17 protein-coding genes are annotated in these 19697 nt (G+C 74.2%); 7 read left to right on the top strand and 10 right to left on the bottom strand.

From position 1 onward, the window contains the following. The first annotated feature begins 81 nt into the window (after positions 1-81). Positions 82-255, top strand: a complete 174-nt coding sequence (locus tag FBY24_RS19115; protein ID WP_174243483.1) for a hypothetical protein — start codon at positions 82-84, stop codon at positions 253-255. A 50-nt stretch (positions 256-305) separates the two neighbouring features. On the opposite strand, the gene FBY24_RS10110 is transcribed toward FBY24_RS19115, so the two are convergent. The 3 genes from FBY24_RS10110 to uxaC all read right to left on the bottom strand — a co-directional run bounded on the left by FBY24_RS10110 (position 306) and on the right by uxaC (position 3665). Then, on the bottom strand, positions 306-1409 hold the full coding sequence (locus tag FBY24_RS10110) for a sugar kinase (protein WP_142160283.1): 1104 nt from the start codon (positions 1407-1409) through the stop codon (positions 306-308). A 118-nt stretch (positions 1410-1527) separates the two neighbouring features. After that, entirely contained in the window at positions 1528-2190 is a 663-nt protein-coding gene (eda, locus tag FBY24_RS10105; RefSeq protein ID WP_142160281.1) for a bifunctional 4-hydroxy-2-oxoglutarate aldolase/2-dehydro-3-deoxy-phosphogluconate aldolase, read from the bottom strand. Next, positions 2187-3665 carry a glucuronate isomerase gene (gene uxaC / locus FBY24_RS10100; RefSeq protein WP_255432330.1) on the bottom strand — a complete coding sequence of 493 codons (1479 nt, stop codon included), beginning with the start codon at positions 3663-3665 and terminating at the stop codon, positions 2187-2189. The genes eda and uxaC overlap by 4 nt, the downstream gene beginning before the upstream one ends. A gap of 192 nt (positions 3666-3857) precedes the next feature. Here uxaC and FBY24_RS10095 point away from each other — a divergent pair, with 192 nt between their 5' ends. The 5 genes from FBY24_RS10095 to FBY24_RS10075 all read left to right on the top strand — a co-directional run bounded on the left by FBY24_RS10095 (position 3858) and on the right by FBY24_RS10075 (position 9365). Next, positions 3858-4859 carry a LacI family DNA-binding transcriptional regulator gene (locus FBY24_RS10095; protein ID WP_142160278.1) on the top strand — a complete coding sequence of 334 codons (1002 nt, stop codon included), beginning with the start codon at positions 3858-3860 and terminating at the stop codon, positions 4857-4859. A gap of 65 nt (positions 4860-4924) precedes the next feature. Then, on the top strand, positions 4925-6412 hold the full coding sequence (locus FBY24_RS10090) for a mannitol dehydrogenase family protein (protein WP_142160276.1): 1488 nt from the start codon (positions 4925-4927) through the stop codon (positions 6410-6412). A 156-nt stretch (positions 6413-6568) separates the two neighbouring features. Next, the gene (locus tag FBY24_RS10085; protein WP_142160274.1) at positions 6569-7732 is read left to right on the top strand and encodes a Gfo/Idh/MocA family protein; all 1164 of its coding nucleotides are present in this window, start codon (positions 6569-6571) and stop codon (positions 7730-7732) included. Between the two features lie 20 nt (positions 7733-7752). Beyond that, complete coding sequence (locus FBY24_RS10080) at positions 7753-8694, top strand: sugar phosphate isomerase/epimerase (RefSeq protein WP_142163399.1); 942 nt, start codon at positions 7753-7755, stop codon at positions 8692-8694. A 152-nt stretch (positions 8695-8846) separates the two neighbouring features. Then, on the top strand, positions 8847-9365 hold the full coding sequence (locus tag FBY24_RS10075; protein WP_142160272.1) for a septum formation family protein: 519 nt from the start codon (positions 8847-8849) through the stop codon (positions 9363-9365). Positions 9366-9565: 200 nt separating this feature from the next. Here the strand turns inward: FBY24_RS10075 and FBY24_RS10070 are convergent, their stop codons facing one another. From FBY24_RS10070 to FBY24_RS10055, 4 genes are all read right to left on the bottom strand, one after another. After that, complete coding sequence (locus FBY24_RS10070) at positions 9566-11122, bottom strand: M23 family metallopeptidase (protein WP_160158484.1); 1557 nt, start codon at positions 11120-11122, stop codon at positions 9566-9568. A 487-nt stretch (positions 11123-11609) separates the two neighbouring features. Next, positions 11610-12860, bottom strand: a complete 1251-nt coding sequence (locus FBY24_RS10065) for a GDSL-type esterase/lipase family protein (protein WP_222117229.1) — start codon at positions 12858-12860, stop codon at positions 11610-11612. Then, complete coding sequence (locus FBY24_RS10060; RefSeq protein WP_222117228.1) at positions 12857-14977, bottom strand: FAD-binding protein; 2121 nt, start codon at positions 14975-14977, stop codon at positions 12857-12859. Before FBY24_RS10060 ends, FBY24_RS10065 begins: the two co-directional genes overlap by 4 nt. A gap of 56 nt (positions 14978-15033) precedes the next feature. After that, on the bottom strand, positions 15034-15828 hold the full coding sequence (locus FBY24_RS10055) for a 3-ketoacyl-ACP reductase (protein WP_142160269.1): 795 nt from the start codon (positions 15826-15828) through the stop codon (positions 15034-15036). Positions 15829-15995: 167 nt separating this feature from the next. Here FBY24_RS10055 and FBY24_RS10050 point away from each other — a divergent pair, with 167 nt between their 5' ends. Continuing rightward, complete coding sequence (locus FBY24_RS10050) at positions 15996-16952, top strand: AEC family transporter (protein WP_142160267.1); 957 nt, start codon at positions 15996-15998, stop codon at positions 16950-16952. Between the two features lie 6 nt (positions 16953-16958). Here the strand turns inward: FBY24_RS10050 and FBY24_RS10045 are convergent, their stop codons facing one another. The 3 genes from FBY24_RS10045 to FBY24_RS10035 form a co-directional block, all read right to left on the bottom strand. Next, positions 16959-17588 (bottom strand): hypothetical protein, encoded by a 630-nt coding sequence (locus FBY24_RS10045; RefSeq protein ID WP_142160265.1) that lies wholly within the window; start codon positions 17586-17588, stop codon positions 16959-16961. An 87-nt stretch (positions 17589-17675) separates the two neighbouring features. Then, positions 17676-18824, bottom strand: a complete 1149-nt coding sequence (gene fucO, locus FBY24_RS10040) for a lactaldehyde reductase (protein WP_142160263.1) — start codon at positions 18822-18824, stop codon at positions 17676-17678. 109 nt (positions 18825-18933) lie between these two features. Beyond that, on the bottom strand, positions 18934-19590 hold the full coding sequence (locus FBY24_RS10035; RefSeq protein WP_142160261.1) for a class II aldolase/adducin family protein: 657 nt from the start codon (positions 19588-19590) through the stop codon (positions 18934-18936). Between the last annotated feature and the right edge of the window lie 107 nt (positions 19591-19697).

Below are 19697 nucleotides of genomic sequence, written 5' to 3'. Positions count from 1 at the left end.
CCAAGTCGGGCTGACGACAGACAGAGCCGTCCGTCGAGCGCTCGCCGCGCCCCGGAGGCGCGGCCGTGCGAGAGTGAATCGATGAAGACTCTCGTCGTCGTCCTGCTGCTCGCCTGGCTCGCCCTGTCCGTGCTCGGCGCGATCATCGAGGGCCTGCTGTGGCTCACGGCGATCGGCGCCCTCCTGCTCGTCGCGACCGCGGTCTACGGGTGGTTCAAGCTGCGGTCCGCGACCACGAGCAGCACGCAGGCCTGATCTCGTCTTCACCTCGCGTGGGACCGCCGACCGGCGGTCCCACGCGTGCGTCAGCGGTCGACGCGGGCCGAGCCGCCGCCGGCGAGCTTGAGCACCTCGGCCTTGGTCGCCATGGTCGTGTCGCCCGGCGTGGTCATGGCCAGCGCGCCGTGGGCGGCGCCGTAGTCGACGGCGGTCTGCAGGTCCTGGCCGTCGAGCAGGCCGAACGCCAGGCCGGAGGCGAAGGAGTCTCCGCCGCCGACCCGGTCGAGGATCTCCAGGCCCGGGCGGTGCGTGGACTGCACGAGGCCCGAGGCGCGCGACCACGCGATGGCACCCCAGTCGTTGACGGTCGCGCTGCGGACCGTGCGCATCGTCGTCGCGATGACCCCGAAGTTCGGGTACGTGGCGGCGACCTTCTCGATCATGGCCGCGAACGTGCCGACCTCCAGGTCGGAGAGGTTCTCGTCGACGCCCTCGACCTCGAACCCGAGCGAGGCGGTGAAGTCCTCCTCGTTGCCGATCATGACGTCGATGTGCGGGGCGATCGTGCGGTTGACCTCCTGGGCGCGGGCCTGCCCGCCGACGGCCTTCCACAGCGACGGCCGGTAGTTGAGGTCGTACGAGACGACGGTGCCGTGGCGGCGGGCGACCGTGACGGCCTCGATGACGGTCTCGGCCGCGGTGTCCGACAGCGCGGCGAAGATGCCGCCGGTGTGGAACCAGCGCACGCCGAGCTCGCCGAACAGGTGCTCCCAGTCGACGTCGCCGGGCTTGAGCTGCGACGCGGCGGTGTGGCCGCGGTCGGAGACGCCGACGGCCCCGCGCACCCCGAAGCCGCGCTCGGTGAAGTTCAGGCCGTTGCGCACCGACCGGCCGACGCCGTCGTAGGGCACCCACCGCACGAACCGGGTGTCGAGGCCGCCGGTGAGGATCATGTCCTCCACCAGCCGGCCGACCTCGTTGTCGGCGAGCGCCGTGACGATCGCGGCCCGCAGCCCGAACGCGCGGCGCAGGCCGCGGGCGACGTTGTACTCCCCGCCGCCCTCCCAGGCGCGGAACTGCCGCGCGGTGCGGATGCGCCCCTCGCCGGGGTCGAGGCGGAGCATGACCTCGCCGAGGGACACGGCGTCGAAGGTCGTCTCGGACGCGGGGCGGATCGTCAGGTCGGGCATCGTCGGCTCCTTCGGGACGTGCGGGGTCTGGCGGTCGGGTGGGGCGTGGCCGTCGCGGGTCGGGCGGTCGGGCGGCGGTGGTCGGCCGCGCGGCCGGTCGGCGGACCGGTCGGCGCGGTCAGGCTGCGTCGGGGCGCAGGGAGCGCGCGAGGGCGACGGCGTCGGCGACGAGCTGCTGGACGCCGGCGAGGTCGCCGGCGCGCACCAGGTCGCGCGGGACCATCCACGAGCCGCCGACGGCGGCCACGCACGCGAGCGCGAGGTAGTCGCCGAGGTTCTTCGGGCCGACGCCGCCGGTGGGCACGAACCGCACGCCGCCGAACGGTGCTGCCAGCGCGGCGATGGCCGGGGCGCCGCCGGAGGTGCCGGCGGGGAAGAACTTCACGGTGCTGACGCCGAGCTCGAGCGCGGCCTGCACCTCGGTCGCGGTCACGGCGCCCGGCAGCGCGAGGACGCCCCGCTCGGCGCACCGCTCGATCACGGCACGGCTCGTGCCCGGCGAGACCACGTAGTCGGCGCCGGCGTCCACGGCCGCGTCGACCTGGGCGGGGGTCAGGACGGTGCCGGCGCCGACGAGCACGTCGCCGCGGTCGCGCAGCACGCGGATCGCGTCGGCGGCGGCCGCGGTGCGGAAGGTCACCTCGGCGACGGGCAGGCCGCCGCCGACGAGCGCGGCGCCGAGGGCGTCGGCGTCCTTCGCCTCGTCGATGACGATGACGGGCACGAGCCGGTGCGCGGCGAGCCGGTCGAGGACGGTGGTGCGGGTGGTCGTGGCGGTCACGGCCGGGCCTCCTGGGGGACGGGATCCACCGCGTCGTCGCGGCGGAAAGCGCTTGCCTGGCTCCGAGCATACGCCTGCCGGGGCAGGTGCAGGGCCAGGTCCACCGCCGTCTCCACCGCTTCGTCCAGCTCGAGGCGGTGCTCGGCCACCAGCCGGGCCAGGTGGCCGGCGTCCACGCGGCGCGCCAGGTCGTGCCGCGCGGGGATCGAGAGGAACGCCCGGGTGTCGTCCACGAAGCCCGTGGTGTTGAAGAACCCGGCCGTGTCGGTGACGGCCTCGCGGTAGCGGCGCATGCCGTCGGGGGTGTCGAGGAACCACCAGGGCGCCCCCAGCCGCACCGCCGGGTACACGCCGGCCAGCGGGGCGAGCTCGCGGCTGAACACGTCCTCGTCGAGCGTGAACAGCACCAGCCGCAGCGCGGGGTGGTGGCCGAACGCCTCGAGCACCGGCCGCAGCGCGCGCACGTACTCCGTGGCGACGGGGATGTCGTAGCCGACGTCCGGGCCGCGCTCGGCGAAGACCCGCGGGTCGTGGTCGCGCAGCGAGCCCGGGTGCAGCTGCATCACCAGGCCGTCCTGCGTGGACATCCGCGCCATCTCGAAGAGCATGTGCGCGCTGAACGCGTCGGCCTGGGCGGCCGTCGCCTCGCCGCGCAGCGCAGCGGCGACCACGGCCTCGGCGTCCGCCTCGTCGAGGGGCGTGGTGTCCGCGCGCAGGTGGCCGTGGTCCGTGGCGCGGGCACCGGCGTCGACGAACGCCCACCGCCGCAGCTCCAGCGCGCGCACGAGGTCGCGGTAGCCGCCGATCTCGACGCCAGCGCGCCTCCCCAGCAGCGCGACGTCGTCCCGCCACGTGGGGCGGTCCACGTGCAGCACCGCGTCGGGCCGGAACGTGGGCACCACCCGCTCGCCCCAGCCGCGCGCGGCGAGGTCGGCGTGGTCGGCCAGCGTGGCGGTCGCCGGGTCGGTGGTCGCGATGATCTCGATGCCGAACCGGTCCAGCAGGGCCAGCGGCCGGAACCCCGGCTCCGCGAGGCGCGCCGCGATCGTGTCGTACGCCGCGTCGGCCGTGGCCGCCGAGAGCCGGTCGCGCACGCCGAGCACCTCGACGAGCACGTGCTCCATCCAGAACCGCGTCGGCGTGCCGCGGAACAGGTGCCAGTGCGCGGCGAACGTCCGCCAGATCTCGCGCGGGTCGGTCTCGACCGCGCCGCCGTCGCGCCGCGGCACGCCCAGCGCGTCGTGCGGCACGCCCTGCGAGACGAGCATGCGCACCAGGTAGTGGTCGGGCACGACCAGCAGCGACGCCGGGTCGCCGAAGGGCTCGTCGCGGGCGAAGACGCTCGCGTCGACGTGCCCGTGCATGGAGACGATCGGCAGGTCGCGCGTCGCGTCGAGGATCCGGCGCGCGAGCGGGCGCGTGGCCGGGTCGGCGGGCAGGGCCCGGTCGGGGTGCAGGGTCCACGGGTCGGTCACGGTGCCGTCCTCCTCGTCGGCGGCACGCTCCCGCGGGGCCCGGGGGCGGACGGGACGTGCGATGAATGCGCGTGCAGCAGCGACCTTGCCATGCCGCGAGGGACGCTCACAAGGGGTCGTCAGCACCTTGAACATCGGGCACGACCTGTGCTGCAATCGCATTCATCGTTTCATCAGACACCAGGAGGACGCGTGCCCGTGACGCTGCGCGACGTCGCGGAGGCCGCCGGCGTCTCCCCCGCCACCGCGTCCCGCGCCCTCTCGGCGCCCGACGTCGTGGCCCCTGACACCCGCGAGGCCGTGCTCCGCGCGGCACAGGCGCTGGGGTACCGGCCCAACCGCGCCGCCCGGGCCCTGAGCACCGGCCGCTCGGGCCACCTGTGCCTCGTCGTGCCCGACCTGGGCAACCCGTTCTTCGCCGCCGTCGCCAAGGCCGTGCAGTCGCGCGCCCGTGCCGCCGGGTACGCGGTGATGATCGCGGACTCCGAGGAGGACCCGCGCCTGGAGGCCGACCTCGTCGCCCAGCTCGGCGCGCAGGCGGACGGGGTGCTGCTGTGCTCGCCGCGCATGAGCGCCACCGCCCTCGCCACGGTCGCGGCCGGCCCCACCCCCGTGCTCCTGGTCAACCGGGAGGGCGCCGACCTGCCGTCCGTCGTCATCGACGACCGCGACGGCATCCGCCAGACCCTGCGTCACCTGCACGCGCTCGGGCACCGGCGGGTCGCGCACGTCGGCGGCCCGGACGGCTCGTGGTCGGACGCGCGCCGGCGCGAAGGGCTGGCCGACACCTCGCCCGCGGGGCTGGAGGTCGTCGAGCTGGGCCCGCACGCCCCCGTGTTCTCCGGCGGCGTCGCGGCGGCGGACCTCGCGCTGGCCGCGGGCGCCACGGCCGTCGTCGCGCACAACGACCTCGTGGCCCTCGGCGTGCTCGACCGCCTGCGCGCCCGCGGGGTCCGCGTGCCCGAGGACGTCTCGGTGGTCGGCTTCGACGACGGGCCTGTCGCCACGCTCGTGACGCCGCCGCTGACCACGGTCGCCGCGCCGCTCGCCCTGCTCGGCCGCACCGCCGTCGACCTGCTGCTCGACCCGCCCGACGTCACCCCGCACGTGGTGCTCCCCGTCGAGCTGGTGGTGCGCGGGTCGTCCGCGCAGGCCCCCGCCGACGCCGTGGCCCCGACCACGCCGGGCACCTGACACCGCCGCGCCCGGCACCCCGCACGCGACCCGCCCGACCCGCCCGACGACCCACCGGAGCACCGATGACGCCGCCCCGCCTGTCCCTGGCCACCTGGCACGAGCGCCAGCGCAGCCCGCTGCCCGAGCACGTGCGCGGCCCCGCCGTCGACCCCGCGGCCCTGACGGTGGGGCAGGTGCACCTCGGCCTGGGCGCGTTCCACCGGGCGCACCAGTCGGTGTACACCGAGGACGCTGCGGCCGCCACGGGCGAGACGGGCTGGGGCGTGCTGGGCGTGACGCAGCGCAGCGCACGCGTCGCCGAGCAGCTCGACCCCCAGGACGGCCTGTACGGCGTGCTGACCGCGGGCGCGGACGCGACGTCGCTGCGCCTGGTCGGCTCGCTGCGGCAGGTGGCCTTCCCCGGGCGGCAGACGCCGGTGGTCCTCGACGCCCTCGCGGCGCCGACCACGCACGTCGTGACCCTGACGGTGACGGAGAAGGGCTACCGGCGCGGGCCGGACGGCGGGCTCGACCTGACCGACCCCGACGTGCAGGCCGACCTCGCCGCCGCCGCGGCCGACTCCGACGAGCCCGCCCGCACACCCGTCGGCCTGCTGGTGCGCGGGCTGGTGCGCCGCGCGAAGGGCGCCGGCACGCCGCTGACGGTGGTGTGCTGCGACAACCTCGTCGACAACGGCCGCGTGCTGGCCCGCCTGGTCGCACAGGCGCTGGACGCCTCGCCCGCGCTCGCCCCGGTCGGCGCGTGGGCACAGGACGCCGTGCGGTTCCCCTGCACGATGGTCGACCGGATCGTCCCGGCGACGACCGACGCGCACCGCGCGCGGGCCACCGACCTGCTCGGGCTGCACGACGAGGGCCTCGTGGTGGGCGAGCCGTTCACGCAGTGGGTCGTCGAGGACCGCTTCGCCGGGCCGCGTCCCGCGTGGGAGCGCGCGGGCGCGACGCTGACGCACGACGTCGCCCCGTACGAGCGCGCCAAGCTGCGCGTGCTCAACGGCACGCACTCGGCGCTGGCCTACCTGGGCGCGCTGCGCGGGCACGCGACCATCGCCCAGGCCGTCGCCGACCCCGACCTGGCCGAGCTGGCCCGCCGGTACGTCGACGACGACGTGCTGCCGACCCTCGTGGCGCCCGACGGCACGGACCTGGCCGCGTACCGCGACGACGTGCTCACCCGGTTCGCCAACCCCGCGACCGGGCACACGACGGTGCAGGTGGCGATGGACGGGTCGCAGAAGCTGCCGCTGCGCCTGCTCTCGACCGCCGCCGACCGGCTCGCCGCCGGTGCGGTGCCGCACGTGGCCGCGGTGGTGCTGGCCGGGTGGGTCGCGTACGTGCGTGCGGCGTCGGCCGGCGAGCTGGTCGTCGCGGGCCGCACCGTGCCGCTCGACGACCCGGCGGCCGCGGTGCTGGCCGAGGCCACCCGGGGCACCCCGGAGCAGGCGGTCGACGGGGTCCTCGCCCTGCGCGACGTCGTCCCGGCCGCCGTCGGCGAGCACCCGGGCTTCCGCGCCGAGGTCGTCTCCGCCCTGCACGAGCACACGTCCTGACCGGCCCGGCCCAGCCCCGTCGGCACCCGTGCGCACCGCATCCTGCGGGCGGGTGTTGACGGAGGTGGGCGGCCGTCGGCTACGCTGTCGGAAAGCGCATTCCCCGCCCTGGCCGCGGGGCCCGGCGACGGCGCCGGGACGACGACAGGAGACACGATGACCACCCGCACGCTGCGCATCGCGATGAACGGCATCACCGGGCGCATGGGCTACCGCCAGCACCTCGTCCGCTCGATCCTGCCGATCCGCGAGCAGGGCGGCGTCACGCTGCCCGACGGCACGCGCGTGCAGGTCGAGCCCGTGCTCGTCGGCCGCAACGCCGAGAAGGTCCGCGAGCTCGCCGAGAAGCACGACGTCGAGCACTGGACCACGGACCTGCAGGCCGCGATCCACGACCCCGCCACCGACATCGTCTTCGACGCGTCGATGACCAGCCTGCGCGCCGCCACCCTCACCGAGGCGATGAAGGCCGGCAAGCACGTCTACACCGAGAAGCCCACGGCCGAGACCCTCGACGAGGCGATCGAGCTGGCGCGGCTGCGCGAGACCACCGGCGTCACCGCGGGCGTCGTGCACGACAAGCTCTACCTGCCCGGCCTGGTCAAGCTGCGCCGGCTCGTCGACGAGGGCTTCTTCGGCCGGATCCTCTCGCTGCGCGGCGAGTTCGGGTACTGGGTGTGGGAGGGCGACGTGCAGACCGCGCAGCGCCCGTCGTGGAACTACCGCAAGGCCGACGGCGGCGGCATGACCGTCGACATGTACTGCCACTGGAACTACGTGCTCGAGGGCATCCTCGGCACGGTCCGCACCGTCACCTCGCAGACCGCCACGCACATCGGCACCCGCTGGGACGAGCACGGCGAGCCCTACACGGCCACGGCCGACGACGCCGCGTACGGCATCTTCACGCTGGAGACCCCCGCCGGCGACCCCGTGGTCGCGCAGATCAACTCCTCGTGGGCCGTGCGGGTGCACCGCGACGAGCTCGTCGAGTTCCAGGTCGACGGCACCGACGGCTCCGCGGTCGCCGGGCTGTTCCACTGCGTCGCCCAGCCGCGCTCGGCCACCCCCAAGCCCGTGTGGAACCCCGACCTGCCGACCACCGAGCGCTTCCGCGACCAGTGGATCGACATCCCCGCCAACGCCGAGCTCGACAACGGCTTCAAGGCGCAGTGGGAGGAGTTCCTCGTCGACGTCGCCCTGGGCCGCCCGCACCGGTTCGACCTGCTCTCGGCCGCCCGCGGCGTGCAGCTCGCCGAGCTGGGCCAGCGCTCGTCCGACGAGGGCCGGCGCCTGGACGTCCCCGAGATCGCGCTGTGAGCACCCCGACCGGCACCCGCGTGGCGCCCGTCGGGCAGGCCGCCGACGGGCGCCGCCCCGAGCTCGCGCGGCTCTCGCTCAACACCGCGACGACCAAGCACCTGACGCTGCCCGAGGCGGCCGCAGCCGCGGCGGCGGCAGGGCTGTCGTCGATCGGCGTGTGGCGCGACCGCGTCCAGGAGATCGGCGCCGAGCAGGCCGCCCGGATCGTCGCCGACCACGGCCTGCGCGTCTCGTCGCTGTGCCGCGGGGGCTTCCTCACGACGCCCGACGAGGACGCCGCGCAGGTGGCGCTCGAGGACAACCGGCTCGCGATCCGCGAGGCCGCGACCCTCGGCACGCGCGAGCTCGTCATGGTCGTCGGCGGCCTGCCCGCGTGCTCCGCCCCCGGCGGCCCCGCCCTCCCCTACCCCGCGGGCACGCCCGCCGGTGCGGGGCCGGATGACCCGGCGCGCGACGTCGTGGCCGCCCGCGAGCGCGTGGCCGAGCGGATCGCCGAGCTCGCGCCGTACGCGGCGGGGCACGGGGTGCGCCTGGTGCTGGAGGCCCTGCACCCGATGTTCGCCGCGGACCGCGCGGTGATCTCGACCCTCGGGCAGGCGCTGGACCTGGCGGAGCCGTTCCCGGCGGACGTCGTGGGCGTCGTCGTGGACACGTACCACGTGTGGTGGGACCCGGACCTGCAGCGGCAGGTCGCGCGCGCCGGGGCGGCCGGGCGGATCGCCGGCTACCAGGTGTGCGACTGGGTGCTGCCGCTGGCGGCGGAGCCGCTGAACTCCCGCGGGCACGTGGGCGACGGGTACGTGGACTTCGCGACCGTCACCCGCTGGGTCCGCGACGCCGGGTACACCGGCGACGTGGAGGTGGAGATCTTCAACGAGCAGATCTGGGCGGCACCCGCCGAGCAGACGCTCGCGACGATGGCCGAGCGGCACGTGCGGCACGTCCTGCCGCACCTGTGAGCCCCGCGCCGGGGCCGGTCACCACCGACCGGCCCCGGCGTCACGGCGACCGCGCCGGCCGGGACCCTGTGCGCCACCCGTGAGCGAGGTCACCGGTCGCACCACCCGCAAAGGTGATGACCTGCCTGGTCAGGCGCTGGTTGAGTACGCCGGTGACCTCCCCCGTGCGCCGCACCGCGCTCCTGTCCGTGACCGCCCTCGCCCTCGTCGCCACCCTGTCCGGCTGCGGATCGATCCTCGACCAGGTGCTCGGCCAGGCGCCCCCGCCGGCCCAGCGCGACGAGCCGGGCGGCGAGGTCACCGCCTCCGCCGACGCCGACGTGTTCACGCTCGCCCTGGGCGACTGCCTCGACTACCGCGCCGTCGAGGAGCAGACCGAGCTGACGACGCTGCCGATCGTGCCGTGCGCGGACGAGCACGACTCCGAGGTCTACGCGGAGAAGACGCTCACGCAGGAGGAGTTCGACGACCTCGACACCGTCGCGGCCTCGTACTGCTACGACCAGTTCGCCCTCTTCGTGGGCGTCCCCCTGGAGGAGTCGGAGCTCACCTACTCCTACTTCTTCCCCACCCCCACGAGCTGGGAGCAGGGCGACGACGTCCTCCAGTGCCTGGTCATCACCCCCGACGGCAAGCCGACCACGGGCACCCTCGAGGGCGCCGCCCGCTGACGCCCCGACCGGCCCCTCACCCTGCGGAAGGGCCGGCCGATGCGGCACGGGCCGACGACCTTGGCCTCCACATGATCGGCAGCCGGTGGAGCCTTGAGGCGCACGCCTGGCAACCGGGATATGCAGCCCCACGCGCGCTGGTACCGGTGCTGGGGGGCACGGGGTCCACCGAGTGGTGGCGAACCCCGTGCCCACCGGCTCTACGCGTCGGCGATCTTCGCCAGCCATCCCGGGGCGACCGGGACGAGCGCAGGTGAGCCCAGCGCCTCGTACTCGCTCGGGGTGAGAGCGGTCTTGACCCCGTCAACTAGTGCGTACATGTCGCCGGTGGCGGGGTTGACGACGTACCACGAACCCGCCGGGAGTCCGGTCGGAGCCTTCTGGAGGAAGAGAGACGGCACGTCTGTGAACGACGGGTCGTCCAGTGCCGCGACGTCGGAGTCCGAGAGCGGGAAGCGTGCCCCACCGAGGACCTGGTACAGGGCACCGGTCGTGACGCTCCGGAGCAGACCCGGTCCGTTCGGGGCGCCGCTCGCCGTACGCTGCAAGAGCCCGGAAGGCACCTTCGTCGTCGTCGGCGAGCCGAGTGCTGCCCACTCTTCGTCGGTGAGCGGGTACCGGACGCCGTCGACCACCTGATAGCGCTGCCCATTGGCGGAGCTCCTGAGGAAGAGAACTCCTCCGACCTTCGTGTTGGGCGCCCGCGAGATGAAGGCCGACGGTGCGAGGTAGACCGGAGGGTTCCCCAGGTCCACGTACTCAGCGTTCGAGAGCTCGTAGCGAGTTCCCCCCACGATCTGATAGATCGCTCCGGAGGACATGCTCTTCATCACGACCGCAGTGGTGGGGGCCTCCAGCGTCGTCCGCTTGATCAGCCCGGACGGCACGACCTGAACTTCGGGCCGTCCCAGAGTGGCGTACTCGTCGGCGCTGAGCGCGTACCGGGCGCCGCCGATCATCTGGAACACCTGATCGCTGGTCGGGGTCTTGACGTAAGCCCTGCCTTGGACCGGGGCCTCCGGAGCCTTCCGGATAAACCGGTACGCGGAGTCCGCTGCCGGAGGCCGGCCAAGGCTGGCGTATTCTTCACTGTTCAGCGCGTAGCGCGTCTTCCCCACGATCAGGTAGATCGTCTGGGTCGAAGGATCCCTCATGAATGTGCCACTCTCCGGGATCGTACCAAAGCCTTCGAGAGCGTCAGCCGCGACATCGGTGAAAACCGGGCTGCCGAGTGTTGCATATTCAGCAGCACTGAGCGCGTAGGCGGCACCGCCGGTGACCTGATAGACAGTCCCGTCAGGCACCCGGTAGAAGCCGGCAGTGACGACCACCGGGTTCACGACCGGCTGGCAGTTCTGGCTCGTGAAGATGAGGGGGTTCTTGACAGTGTTGACGGGCGTGAGTCCTGTGGCGACACCGTGGAAGCTTGTCGGCTGGAGAACTCCGTTGAGTCTCTGCTCGTAGTGCAGGTGCCTCGCACCGACGGAGCCGACGTCACCTACGCGTCCGATGTCATCACCCTTCTCCACGTAGCTGCCGGCCGTGACGAGAACGACAGACATGTGGAGATACCGACTCGTCCACCCGTCACCATGGTCAATGATCACGGTGTTGTAGGTGCCGCCCCCGGCAACCGTGACCCTTCCGGCGGCGCTGGCTACGACGATATCGCCCTCGTCGCCAGACCGGTTGAAGTCGATCGCAAAATATGACCCGCTACCGGAAGGATGGTCGACCCGCGTGCCACCACCCCACACCTGCCCGCACGGAAAAGGCAACTCGAAATCACTTCTCGACATGGCACCGGCCGGCGCCGCAAAGGTGCTGAGCAAGAGCGCTGAAACACCCACAGATGCGATAGACTTGAAGACCCTTCCCCCTTCTTGCCACCCCCGCCCGCGACTCGTCGAAACACGCAACGATTGCTTCAGCAAGACATTCTCCGATCCGTTGGACAAGATCTACGCGTTGCACCGGCGCTTGGGGTCGCCTGGCAACTGACGCACGTCGACGCTATCCCCACGAAGTCGGCTGTGTCTGGGAAACGGAAGACGCGTTGGCATCGAGGGCGCTGGCGGGAGGAGCTCGGCGAAGCAGACGGGCGACGGCGCGTTGCCCGCCGAGGAGCCGCCGCGGCGCCCATTCCCACCGCGTCACCCGAGCCGGCGACGGCCAACCCGCGCGACGATCGGCGCATCATCCCCTCTCCCTCTGCGTGGCGATGCCAGACCTGACCGCTCGCGACTAGCCCGGGTCGCCGGGTAGCAGCGGGACCGGGAGGCCGAGGTCGGCCGTGCCGGCCAGGAGGGCGGCGGCGCGGGTGCCGATGCGGCGGTGGGCGGCGGGGCCGGGGTGCATGCGGTCGGCCATGGGGAGCTCGGCCTCGTCGGACTCACCCCACAGGTCGCGGCCGTCGACGTAGGTGAGGGCCAGGTCGCCCTCGGCGCGGCGCCGGGCGACGACGGCGGCGAGCTCGTCGCGGATCGCCGAGAGGGTGAGTCGGCCGGCGGCGACGTCCTCGGGGCGGCCAGCGGTGCGGAACACGGGGGCTCCGGGCGGGGACGCCGGGTTGATGGAGGTGGGGCCGGGGACGTCCTCGACGAGGGGGCACAGCAGCGGGGAGATCACGACGAGACGGGTCTGCGGGTGGCCCTCGCGGACCGTGTCGAGGAACCCGTGGACGGCGGGCGCGAAGGAGCGCCGCGTGAAGCAGTCGTGGTTGACCACGTTGATGCCGAGCTTGAGGGTGATGAGGTCGGCACGCTGGTCGCGGATGGCGCGGGCGACGAACGGGTCGAGCACGGCGTTGCCGGACATGCCGAGGTTGACCAGGTCGAGGCGGGCGGCGCGGGCGGCGGTGGCGACCCACGTGCCGGTGGGGCGGTCGGCGCTGGCGCCGTGGCTGATCGAGGAGCCGTGGTGCACCCAGCGGGGACGGTGGCGCGGCGGGCGGGGGCGGGTCAGGGGGGCGTCGGCGCGGACGGCGAGCAGGCGCACGGTCTCGCCGTGCGGGAGCCACACCTCGACGCGGCGCTCCTGGTCGGTGGGGCCGAGGTCCAGCAGCACGGTGGTGACGGGGCCGGGGTGCTCGGTGGTGGTGCCGCGCAGCGGGTCGAGGGCGATGACGCCGCACACCGGGGCGACGCCCCAGCCGGCGGGCTGCTCGACGACCTCGTCGTCGACGACCACGTCCCAGCGCTGCGGCGGGCCGACGGGCTGGGGGTCGACGGCGACGCGGTGCACGCGCACCTCGACGGCCAGGCGGGTCGCGGCCGTGCGCAGGCGCAGCCGCACGCCGGCGGGCTGCTCGTCGCACAGGCGCACGAAGTCGTCGGGGAACCGGGGGCGCGCGGCGGCGGGCAGGCGGTGCGGGAGCAGCCCGCCCGTCGTCTCCTCCAGCCACGCGGCGCCGCGGACCTCGACCCGGGGGTCGGGCAGCGGGACGACCGCGTCGAGGCCGGCGCTCGCATGGGCGGCGGCGGTCGCGGCGCTCACAGCACGTTCCCGTGCTCGCGGAACTCGCGCCACACGTTCTCGAAGAAGTCGTCGTCCTCCGGCAGAGGGCGGCGCGGGCGCCAGCGGAACACGGGCGTGCCGGCGGGGTCGTCGCCGTCGCGGGGCACGACCGGGGCCCAGGCGCCGTCGGGCGCGGTCTCGCCGGGGGCGAGCCACGCGGTCTCCTGGACCTCCTCGTCGAGGGCGCCGCCGTCGAGCGTGAAGCGGAAGATCTCCGGCAGGTCGAGCTCGGCCTCGGCGTCCGGGCCGTGCCCGACGTGCGGGAGGGCCCCGGCGGCGTCGGTGTAGAGCACGGAGCCGCGCGAGCGCCCGCCGTGCGCGACGTAGTCGGCCATGGCCGACAGGTACACGTAGGCGCTGGTGAGGATGTCGCGGACCAGGAAGGTGCGGTTGACGGCGCGGCGCGAGCCGGCGTCGGCGGTGACCAGGTCGTCGTAGTCGCGCAGCCACGCGTGCACCTGCACGAGCGCCTCGTGGATCGACTCCGCGGAGCGCACCGGGCCGGCCTTGGCGCTCATGAGCACCTGGACCTCGCGCAGCAGGTCGCCGGTGTTGTCCGGCACCCCCGCGGCGGCGCGGCCGGTCGCCCGGGCCGTCAGGTCGAGCGCGGCACCCAGCACCGGGCCCGCGGCCGCGGCGAACGCGGCGTCGTCGAGCGGCGGGGTGGTGCCGTGCGCGGCCACGTGCTGCGCCGCGCGGGTCGCCCCGACCTGCCCGCTGTTGAGCGCGGCACCGCCGGGCCGGTAGACGCCGTGCGCGCCGCCGGCCTCGCCCACCGGGTAGAAGCCCGTGACGTTGGACTGCCACCAGGCGTCGACGACGAGGCCGCCGTTGTTGTGCTGGGCGCACACGTCGACCTCGAGCATGTCCTTCTCGAGGTCCACGTACGGGTTCTTGTCCAGGTAGAACTGGTACGCGGGCTCGTTCATGCGCCGCAGCCGCTGCACGGGGGTGCCGAACAGCACGTCGGCCTTCTCCAGGTACGCGTACGCCTCGGGGCTCAGCGCGCTCGGGTCGAACGCGTCCTGCACCGGGTTGCGGCGGAAGTCGAGGAACACGCGCCGCCCGCGCAGCACCGTCTCGCGGTACACCAGCAGGTCGATCAGCGAGGACCCGTCGAGCGCCTTGCGGATGTCGAACGGCCACTGGTAGCCCTTGAGGAAGACCAGCGACATGAGCCGCCCGTAGTCGGGCACCGCCTCGGTGAGGAACTCGCGCTCGTCGCCGCCGTCCGCGTCGGTCGAGACGAACCGCGGCACCACCTGCATGTACGTGCCCGAGACGTTCCACCGCGGCTTGGTCGACGCGAGCCCGAACTGCCACTCGGTGAGGTTCTTGCCGTGCACGCCCGCGCGGTACGCCGCCCCCGAGGCGCCCCACTGCCCGTTGGGGAACACCCGGGTCGCGTACATGCCCGCCGGGCCGCCGGTCGCGTAGACGAGGTTGGTGCAGCGGAACAGCAGCCACGGGCTCGCGGCGCCGTCGTGCGGCACGTCGGTGCGCAGCACGAGCAGGCCCGCCACCCGGCGCGCACCCGGGCCGCCGTCGGGGTCGGGCACGGTGACGACGTCGACGACGCGGCACTCGTCGAACACCCGGGTGCCGTCGCGCTGCACCTTGGCCTCGAGCTTCTCGACCATCGTCCGGCTCGTGTACGGCCCCACGGACGTCGCCCGCCGGCGCGGGTCGTGGTCGGTCTTGTAGCCGATGAACTCCCCGTACCGGTTCTGCGGGAACGGCACGCCCAGGTCGACCAGGTGCAGGAACCCGCGCGCGGACAGCGCGGCCTCGGCGAGCGCGTTGTCGCCGTCCATGGCACCGCCGGAGTACAGCGTCTGCGCCATCTCGCGCACGGAGTCGTCGTCGCCGCCCGAGAGCGTGAGCTTGTAGTACGTCTGCTTGTCCGAGCCCGCGTTGCGGGACGCGCCGGCGCCGATCTTGTCGGCGACCATGACGACGTCGTCGTGGCCCATCTGCACGAGGCGGTCGGCCGCGCAGTACCCGGCCGAGCCGGTGCCGACGACGACGGTCTGGGCGGTCACGACCGGCACGACGTGCCCGTCGATCCGCAGGTCCTGGGGGTCGTGGTGCGTCACGTCGGCTCCGGTGCAGGCGTCAGGGGTGGTGGCGAGGTCGGGCGGGGGCGTCGGGCTCAGAGGGTGGGGATGTGCATGCCGCCGTCGACGTGGAAGACCTCGCCCGTCGAGTACGGCGTCTGGCCCGAGGCCAGGATCGCGACGGCGCCCGCGACGTCGGCCGGGCGGCCCCAGCGGTTGACGGGGGCCAGGCCCTGCTCGATGAGCGCGTCGTACTTGCCGGTCACGCCCGCGGTCATGTCGGTGGCGATGACGCCGGGGCGGACCTCGTAGACGACGACGCCCTCGGGGCCCAGGCGTGCGGCCCACAGCTGGGTGGCCATGCCGACGCCCGCCTTGGAGATGCAGTAGTCGCCGCGGTTGGTCGAGACGGTCGTGGCCGAGATCGACGAGACGTTGACGATCGTGGCGACCGGACCGGCGGGCGGCTCGGGCAGGGCCTCCAGCGGGCCGCGCAGCGCGATGACGCGGCGGGCGAACTCCTGCGTGAGGAAGTACGGGCCGCGCAGGTTGATGCCGAGCACGCGGTCGAAGGACTCGGCGTCGGCGTCGAGCAGGTCGGCGCGCACGCTGGGCGCGACGCCGGCGTTGTTGACCAGCAGGTCGAGCCGGCCCCACGCGTCCACGGCGTCGTCGACGTAGCGGCGGTGGTCGTCGAGGTCGGCGACGGACCCGCGCACGTACCGGACCAGCGCCGGGTCGCCGGCGGCGTCGCGCAGCTCGGCGAGGACATCGACGGGCTCCTCGCGGGTGGCGAGGATCGAGACGGCGTACCCGTCGGCGACGAGGCGGCGGCTGATGCCGAGGCCGATCCCGCGGTTGCCTCCGGTGACCAGTGCGACTGCGGGCATCGGTGCCTTCCTCCGTGCGAGGTGCCGCCGACGCGTGCCGTCGGCGGTGACGGTGCCGCGCGCTGCGGCGGCAGGGCGATCGTGCCACGGTCCCGGCGCGGTTGGCAAGCGCTTTCCCCTCTCGCTGGGCCGTGGGAGGATCGGCCGGTGACCAGGACGCGCCGCTGATGGGAGCCGTGCTCAGCGCGCTCGGCACCCTCGGCGCCGTCATCGCCGTCGGCTGGCTGCTCGGCCGCACCGGCACCCTGGGCGAGCGGGCCGCGCCCGTCCTCGCACGCGTCGTGTTCGCCGTCGCCACCCCGGCGCTGCTGCTGGTCACCGTGGCCCACGCCGACCTCCACCTGCTGCTCTCACGCACGGCCGTGGTCACCTGGTCCTCGACCGTGCTCGTCGCCCTCACCGCGGTGCTCGTGCTGCGGCTGGTCTGGCGCCGGGGCGCGGCCGAGGTGACGGTCGGGACGCTCGCCTCGTCCTACGTCAACGCGGGCAACCTCGGGCTGCCGCTCGCCGTGTACCTGCTGGGCGACGCGGTCGCGGTCGTGCCCGCCCTGCTGTTCCAGCTGCTCGTGCTCGCGCCCGTGGCGTTCGCGGTGCTCGACGCCCGTGCCACGGCGGCGGCGCCGGACGAGGACCCGCGGTCCGGGCGCGCCTGGACGCTGCGGGTCCGGGCGGTCGTCCGCCGGACGCTGTCGAACCCGATCATCGTCGGCACCCTGACCGGGCTGGTCCTGGCCGCCCTGCCGTGGCGGCTGCCCGAGGTCGTGTACCAGCCGTTCGCCCTGGTGGGCGCGGCCGCGGCCCCGCTCGCGCTGCTGACGTTCGGCATGTCGCTCGCGGTGCCGCGCACGGCCGCGTCCCGGGCCCCGCGCCGCGAGCTCGCGCTGGCCGTGGGGCTGCGCAGCGTCGTGCACCCCGTGCTGGCGTGGGCGCTGGGCGCGGCGCTCGGGCTGCCCGCGCCCGCGCTGCTCGCGGTCGTCGCGATGGCGTCGCTGCCGACCGCGCAGAACGTGCTCGTCTACGCCATGCAGTACGGCCGCGGCGAGGCGCTGGCCCGCGACGCGGGGCTCGTCACCACCGTGATGTGCGTGCCGGTGCTGCTGGTCGTCACCGCCACCCTGGGGTGAGGGCGATCAGCCGAGCTCGAGCAGGCGCTTGACGATCGTCACCCCGCGCTCCGGGTCGAGGTCGGGCAGCTCGCCCCACTGCGCGACCGTGAGCGTGACCTCCGCACGCGGCACGGCGACGGTGACCGTCACCTCATCGGCGGCATCGGTCTCGGACGTCAGGGTGTACGCCGCCCCGGCCGCCGCGGCGACGTCCGCGTCCGGCACCTCCTCGACCCCGGCCGCGTCCATCTCCTCCAGCGTGAGCACGCCCGTGCTGAGGTCGCCGACGGCACCGGTCACGGTGACCTGCACCAGGTCCGACCGCTGGGACACCTCGCCGTCGCCCCACACGCACACGAACCGCGACTTCTCGAACCGGGAGGCGGACCGGACGAGCGGCAGGTCCTCCACGAGCATTCCGACGACCTTCGCGACCTCGTCGCACGTGCCGACGTCACGCATGTGCCGGGCGATCGGCACCCCGGAGGTCGGCGCGTCCGTCGGGGCCTCGAGCACGTCGCCGGCGTCCGGCACCACCGCCGGAGCCGTGCTCGCGGTGAGGTCCGACGCCCCAGGACCGGTGCCCGCGCACCCGCCCAGGACGAGCGCGAGGACGAGGGCGGCCGGCACGACGGCGGGCAGGCGGTTCGTCATGCCGGCGAAGCCTACGACCGGGCCGGTGGCCGACCGCCCGGATCCCGGTCGGGCCCAGGCGGTCTGCACACCGGCTGCACGGGACCGTCACAGGATCGAGCGGTACAGCTCCTCGATCTCGTCGACCGTCGCCGGGCGGGGGTTGCCGCCCGCGCACACGTCCGCGGCGGCGGCCTCCGCGAGCGCGCGCAGGTCACCCTCGGTCGCCCCGACGTCCCGCAGGCGGGTGGGGTTGCCGAGGTCCGCGGTCAGGCGGGCCACGGCCGCGACGGCGGCGGCCCGCGCCTCGTCGAGGGGCATCGCGGTGGTGTCGACGCCGAAGGCCGCGGCCACGTCGCGGTACTTCTCCCCCGTCGCCGGGGCGTTGAACGCCATCACCGGGGCGAGCAGGATGCCGTTGGCGACGCCGTGCGGGGCGCCGAAGAACGCGCCGAGCGGGTGCGCCATGGCGTGCACGAGGCCCAGGCCCACGTTGGAGTAGCCCATCCCGGCGACGTACTGCGCGAGGGCCATGCGGTCGGCCGCGTCGGCGTCGCCGTCGGCGGACGCCTGCAGCGAGGACGCGATCACCTGGACGGCCTTGAGGTGGAACAGGTCGGACAGCTCCCAGGCGCCGGCGGTGACGTACCCCTCGATGGCGTGCGTGAGGGCGTCCAGGCCGGTCGCGACCTTGAGCGCGCGCGGGGCGGCGGCCATCATCTGCGGGTCGACGACCGCGAGGACGGGGATGTCGTGCGGGTCGACGCAGACGAACTTGCGCTGGTTCTCGGTGTCGGTGATGACGTAGTTGATCGTCGTCTCCGAGGCCGTGCCCGCGGTGGTGGGGATGGCGACGATCGGCACCGACGGGTTGCGCGTGGCGGCGACGCCCTCGAGCGAGCGGACGTCCGCGAACTCGGGGTTGGCGGTGATGATGCCGATCGCCTTGCACGTGTCCTGCGGGGACCCGCCCCCGACGGCGACGAGCACGTCCGCGCCGGCGGCGGCGAACGCGGCGACCCCGGCCTGGACGTTCTCGATCGGCGGGTTGGGCGCGACGTCGGAGAAGGTCTCGTACGGGAAGCCCGCGGCGTCGAGCAGGTCGGTGACGCGGGCCGTGACGCCGGCGTCGACGAGCACCTGGTCGGACACGACGAGGGCCTTGGTGAACCCGCGGCGGGTCAGCTCGTCGGGGACGACGTCGACGGCCCCGGGGCCGAAGTACGCCGTCTGGTTCCAGATCATGCGGTGGACCATGTCGCCTCCTCGCGACGCGCCGCCGCGGCGGCGCGGGTGGTCGGGGCCCGGGCGGGCCCGGTGGACGGGCCGCGGGCGCACCCGTGCAGCAGGGCTCCCGCGGTCGGCATCAGGGCAGGCGGGCGCCCTCGGGGATGACGATGTCGGCGAGCTCGAGCAGGCGGGGCGTGCCCAGCTGGAGGGCGCCGAACAGCACCTGGGCGTTGGCCTCGACGGCGACGGCCACCTTGAACGCGCCGGCGAGGTCCTGCCCGACGGACAGCAGCCCGTGGTTGGCCCACACGACGGCGTTCACGTCCGCCCCCATGGCAGCGGCGCTGCGCTCGCCGAAGTCGGCGTTGGTGGAGAACTCGAACGGCATGACCGGCACGGCGCCCTTGGCGTAGAGCACCATGTTGAGCAGCACGGGGTCGATGGCGCGGCCGACGGCGCCGAACATGTTCACGTACGGGGACTCGGTGTGCACGATCGCGTGCACGTCGGGCCGGGCCCGGTAGTGCGCGAGGTGCACGTCGGTCTCGGTCGAGGGGAACAGGTCGCCCTCGACGACGCGCCCGTCGTAGCCGACGACGACCATCTGCTCGGGGGTCAGCACGTCGTAGCGGACGCCCGACGGCGTGATGACGATCGCCTCGTGCTCGGGCAGGCGGACGCTGATGTTGCCCTGGGTGTTGAAGTTCAGCCCGGTGCGCACGGACTCGCGGCACCAGTAGAGGATCTCCTCGCGCAGCTGGTGGTCCGCGCGGTGGGCGGTCGACGTCGTCATCGGTGGCCTTCCTCGGTTTGAATCCTTTCAACACAGCGTCCTCCCCCGGCGGTCCGTCGTCGCGGGACGTTCGTCCCCGGGTCGGGCACGCGTCGAGCACGGGTCGG

This window comes from Cellulomonas sp. SLBN-39, from assembly GCF_006715865.1.
GTDB lineage: Bacteria > Actinomycetota > Actinomycetes > Actinomycetales > Cellulomonadaceae > Cellulomonas.
The sequence above is the reverse complement of the archived record's forward strand: the minus strand, read 5'-3'. Positions and strand labels throughout refer to the sequence as shown.

What these genes read in the sequence shown, in the direction of transcription:
- FBY24_RS19115 (WP_174243483.1), top strand. Translation starts at nt 82, where the DNA reads ATGAAGACTCTCGTCGTCGTCCTGCTGCTCGCCTGGCTCGCCCTGTCC.
- FBY24_RS10090 (WP_142160276.1), top strand. Translation starts at nt 4,925, where the DNA reads ATGACGCCGCCCCGCCTGTCCCTGGCCACCTGGCACGAGCGCCAGCGC.
- FBY24_RS10050 (WP_142160267.1), top strand. Translation starts at nt 15,996, where the DNA reads ATGGGAGCCGTGCTCAGCGCGCTCGGCACCCTCGGCGCCGTCATCGCC.
- FBY24_RS10055 (WP_142160269.1), bottom strand. Translation starts at nt 15,828, where the DNA reads ATGCCCGCAGTCGCACTGGTCACCGGAGGCAACCGCGGGATCGGCCTC.
- FBY24_RS10085 (WP_142160274.1), top strand. Translation starts at nt 6,569, where the DNA reads ATGACCACCCGCACGCTGCGCATCGCGATGAACGGCATCACCGGGCGC.
- FBY24_RS10045 (WP_142160265.1), bottom strand. Translation starts at nt 17,588, where the DNA reads ATGACGAACCGCCTGCCCGCCGTCGTGCCGGCCGCCCTCGTCCTCGCG.
- FBY24_RS10035 (WP_142160261.1), bottom strand. Translation starts at nt 19,590, where the DNA reads ATGACGACGTCGACCGCCCACCGCGCGGACCACCAGCTGCGCGAGGAG.
- fucO (WP_142160263.1), bottom strand. Translation starts at nt 18,824, where the DNA reads ATGGTCCACCGCATGATCTGGAACCAGACGGCGTACTTCGGCCCCGGG.
- FBY24_RS10110 (WP_142160283.1), bottom strand. Translation starts at nt 1,409, where the DNA reads ATGCCCGACCTGACGATCCGCCCCGCGTCCGAGACGACCTTCGACGCC.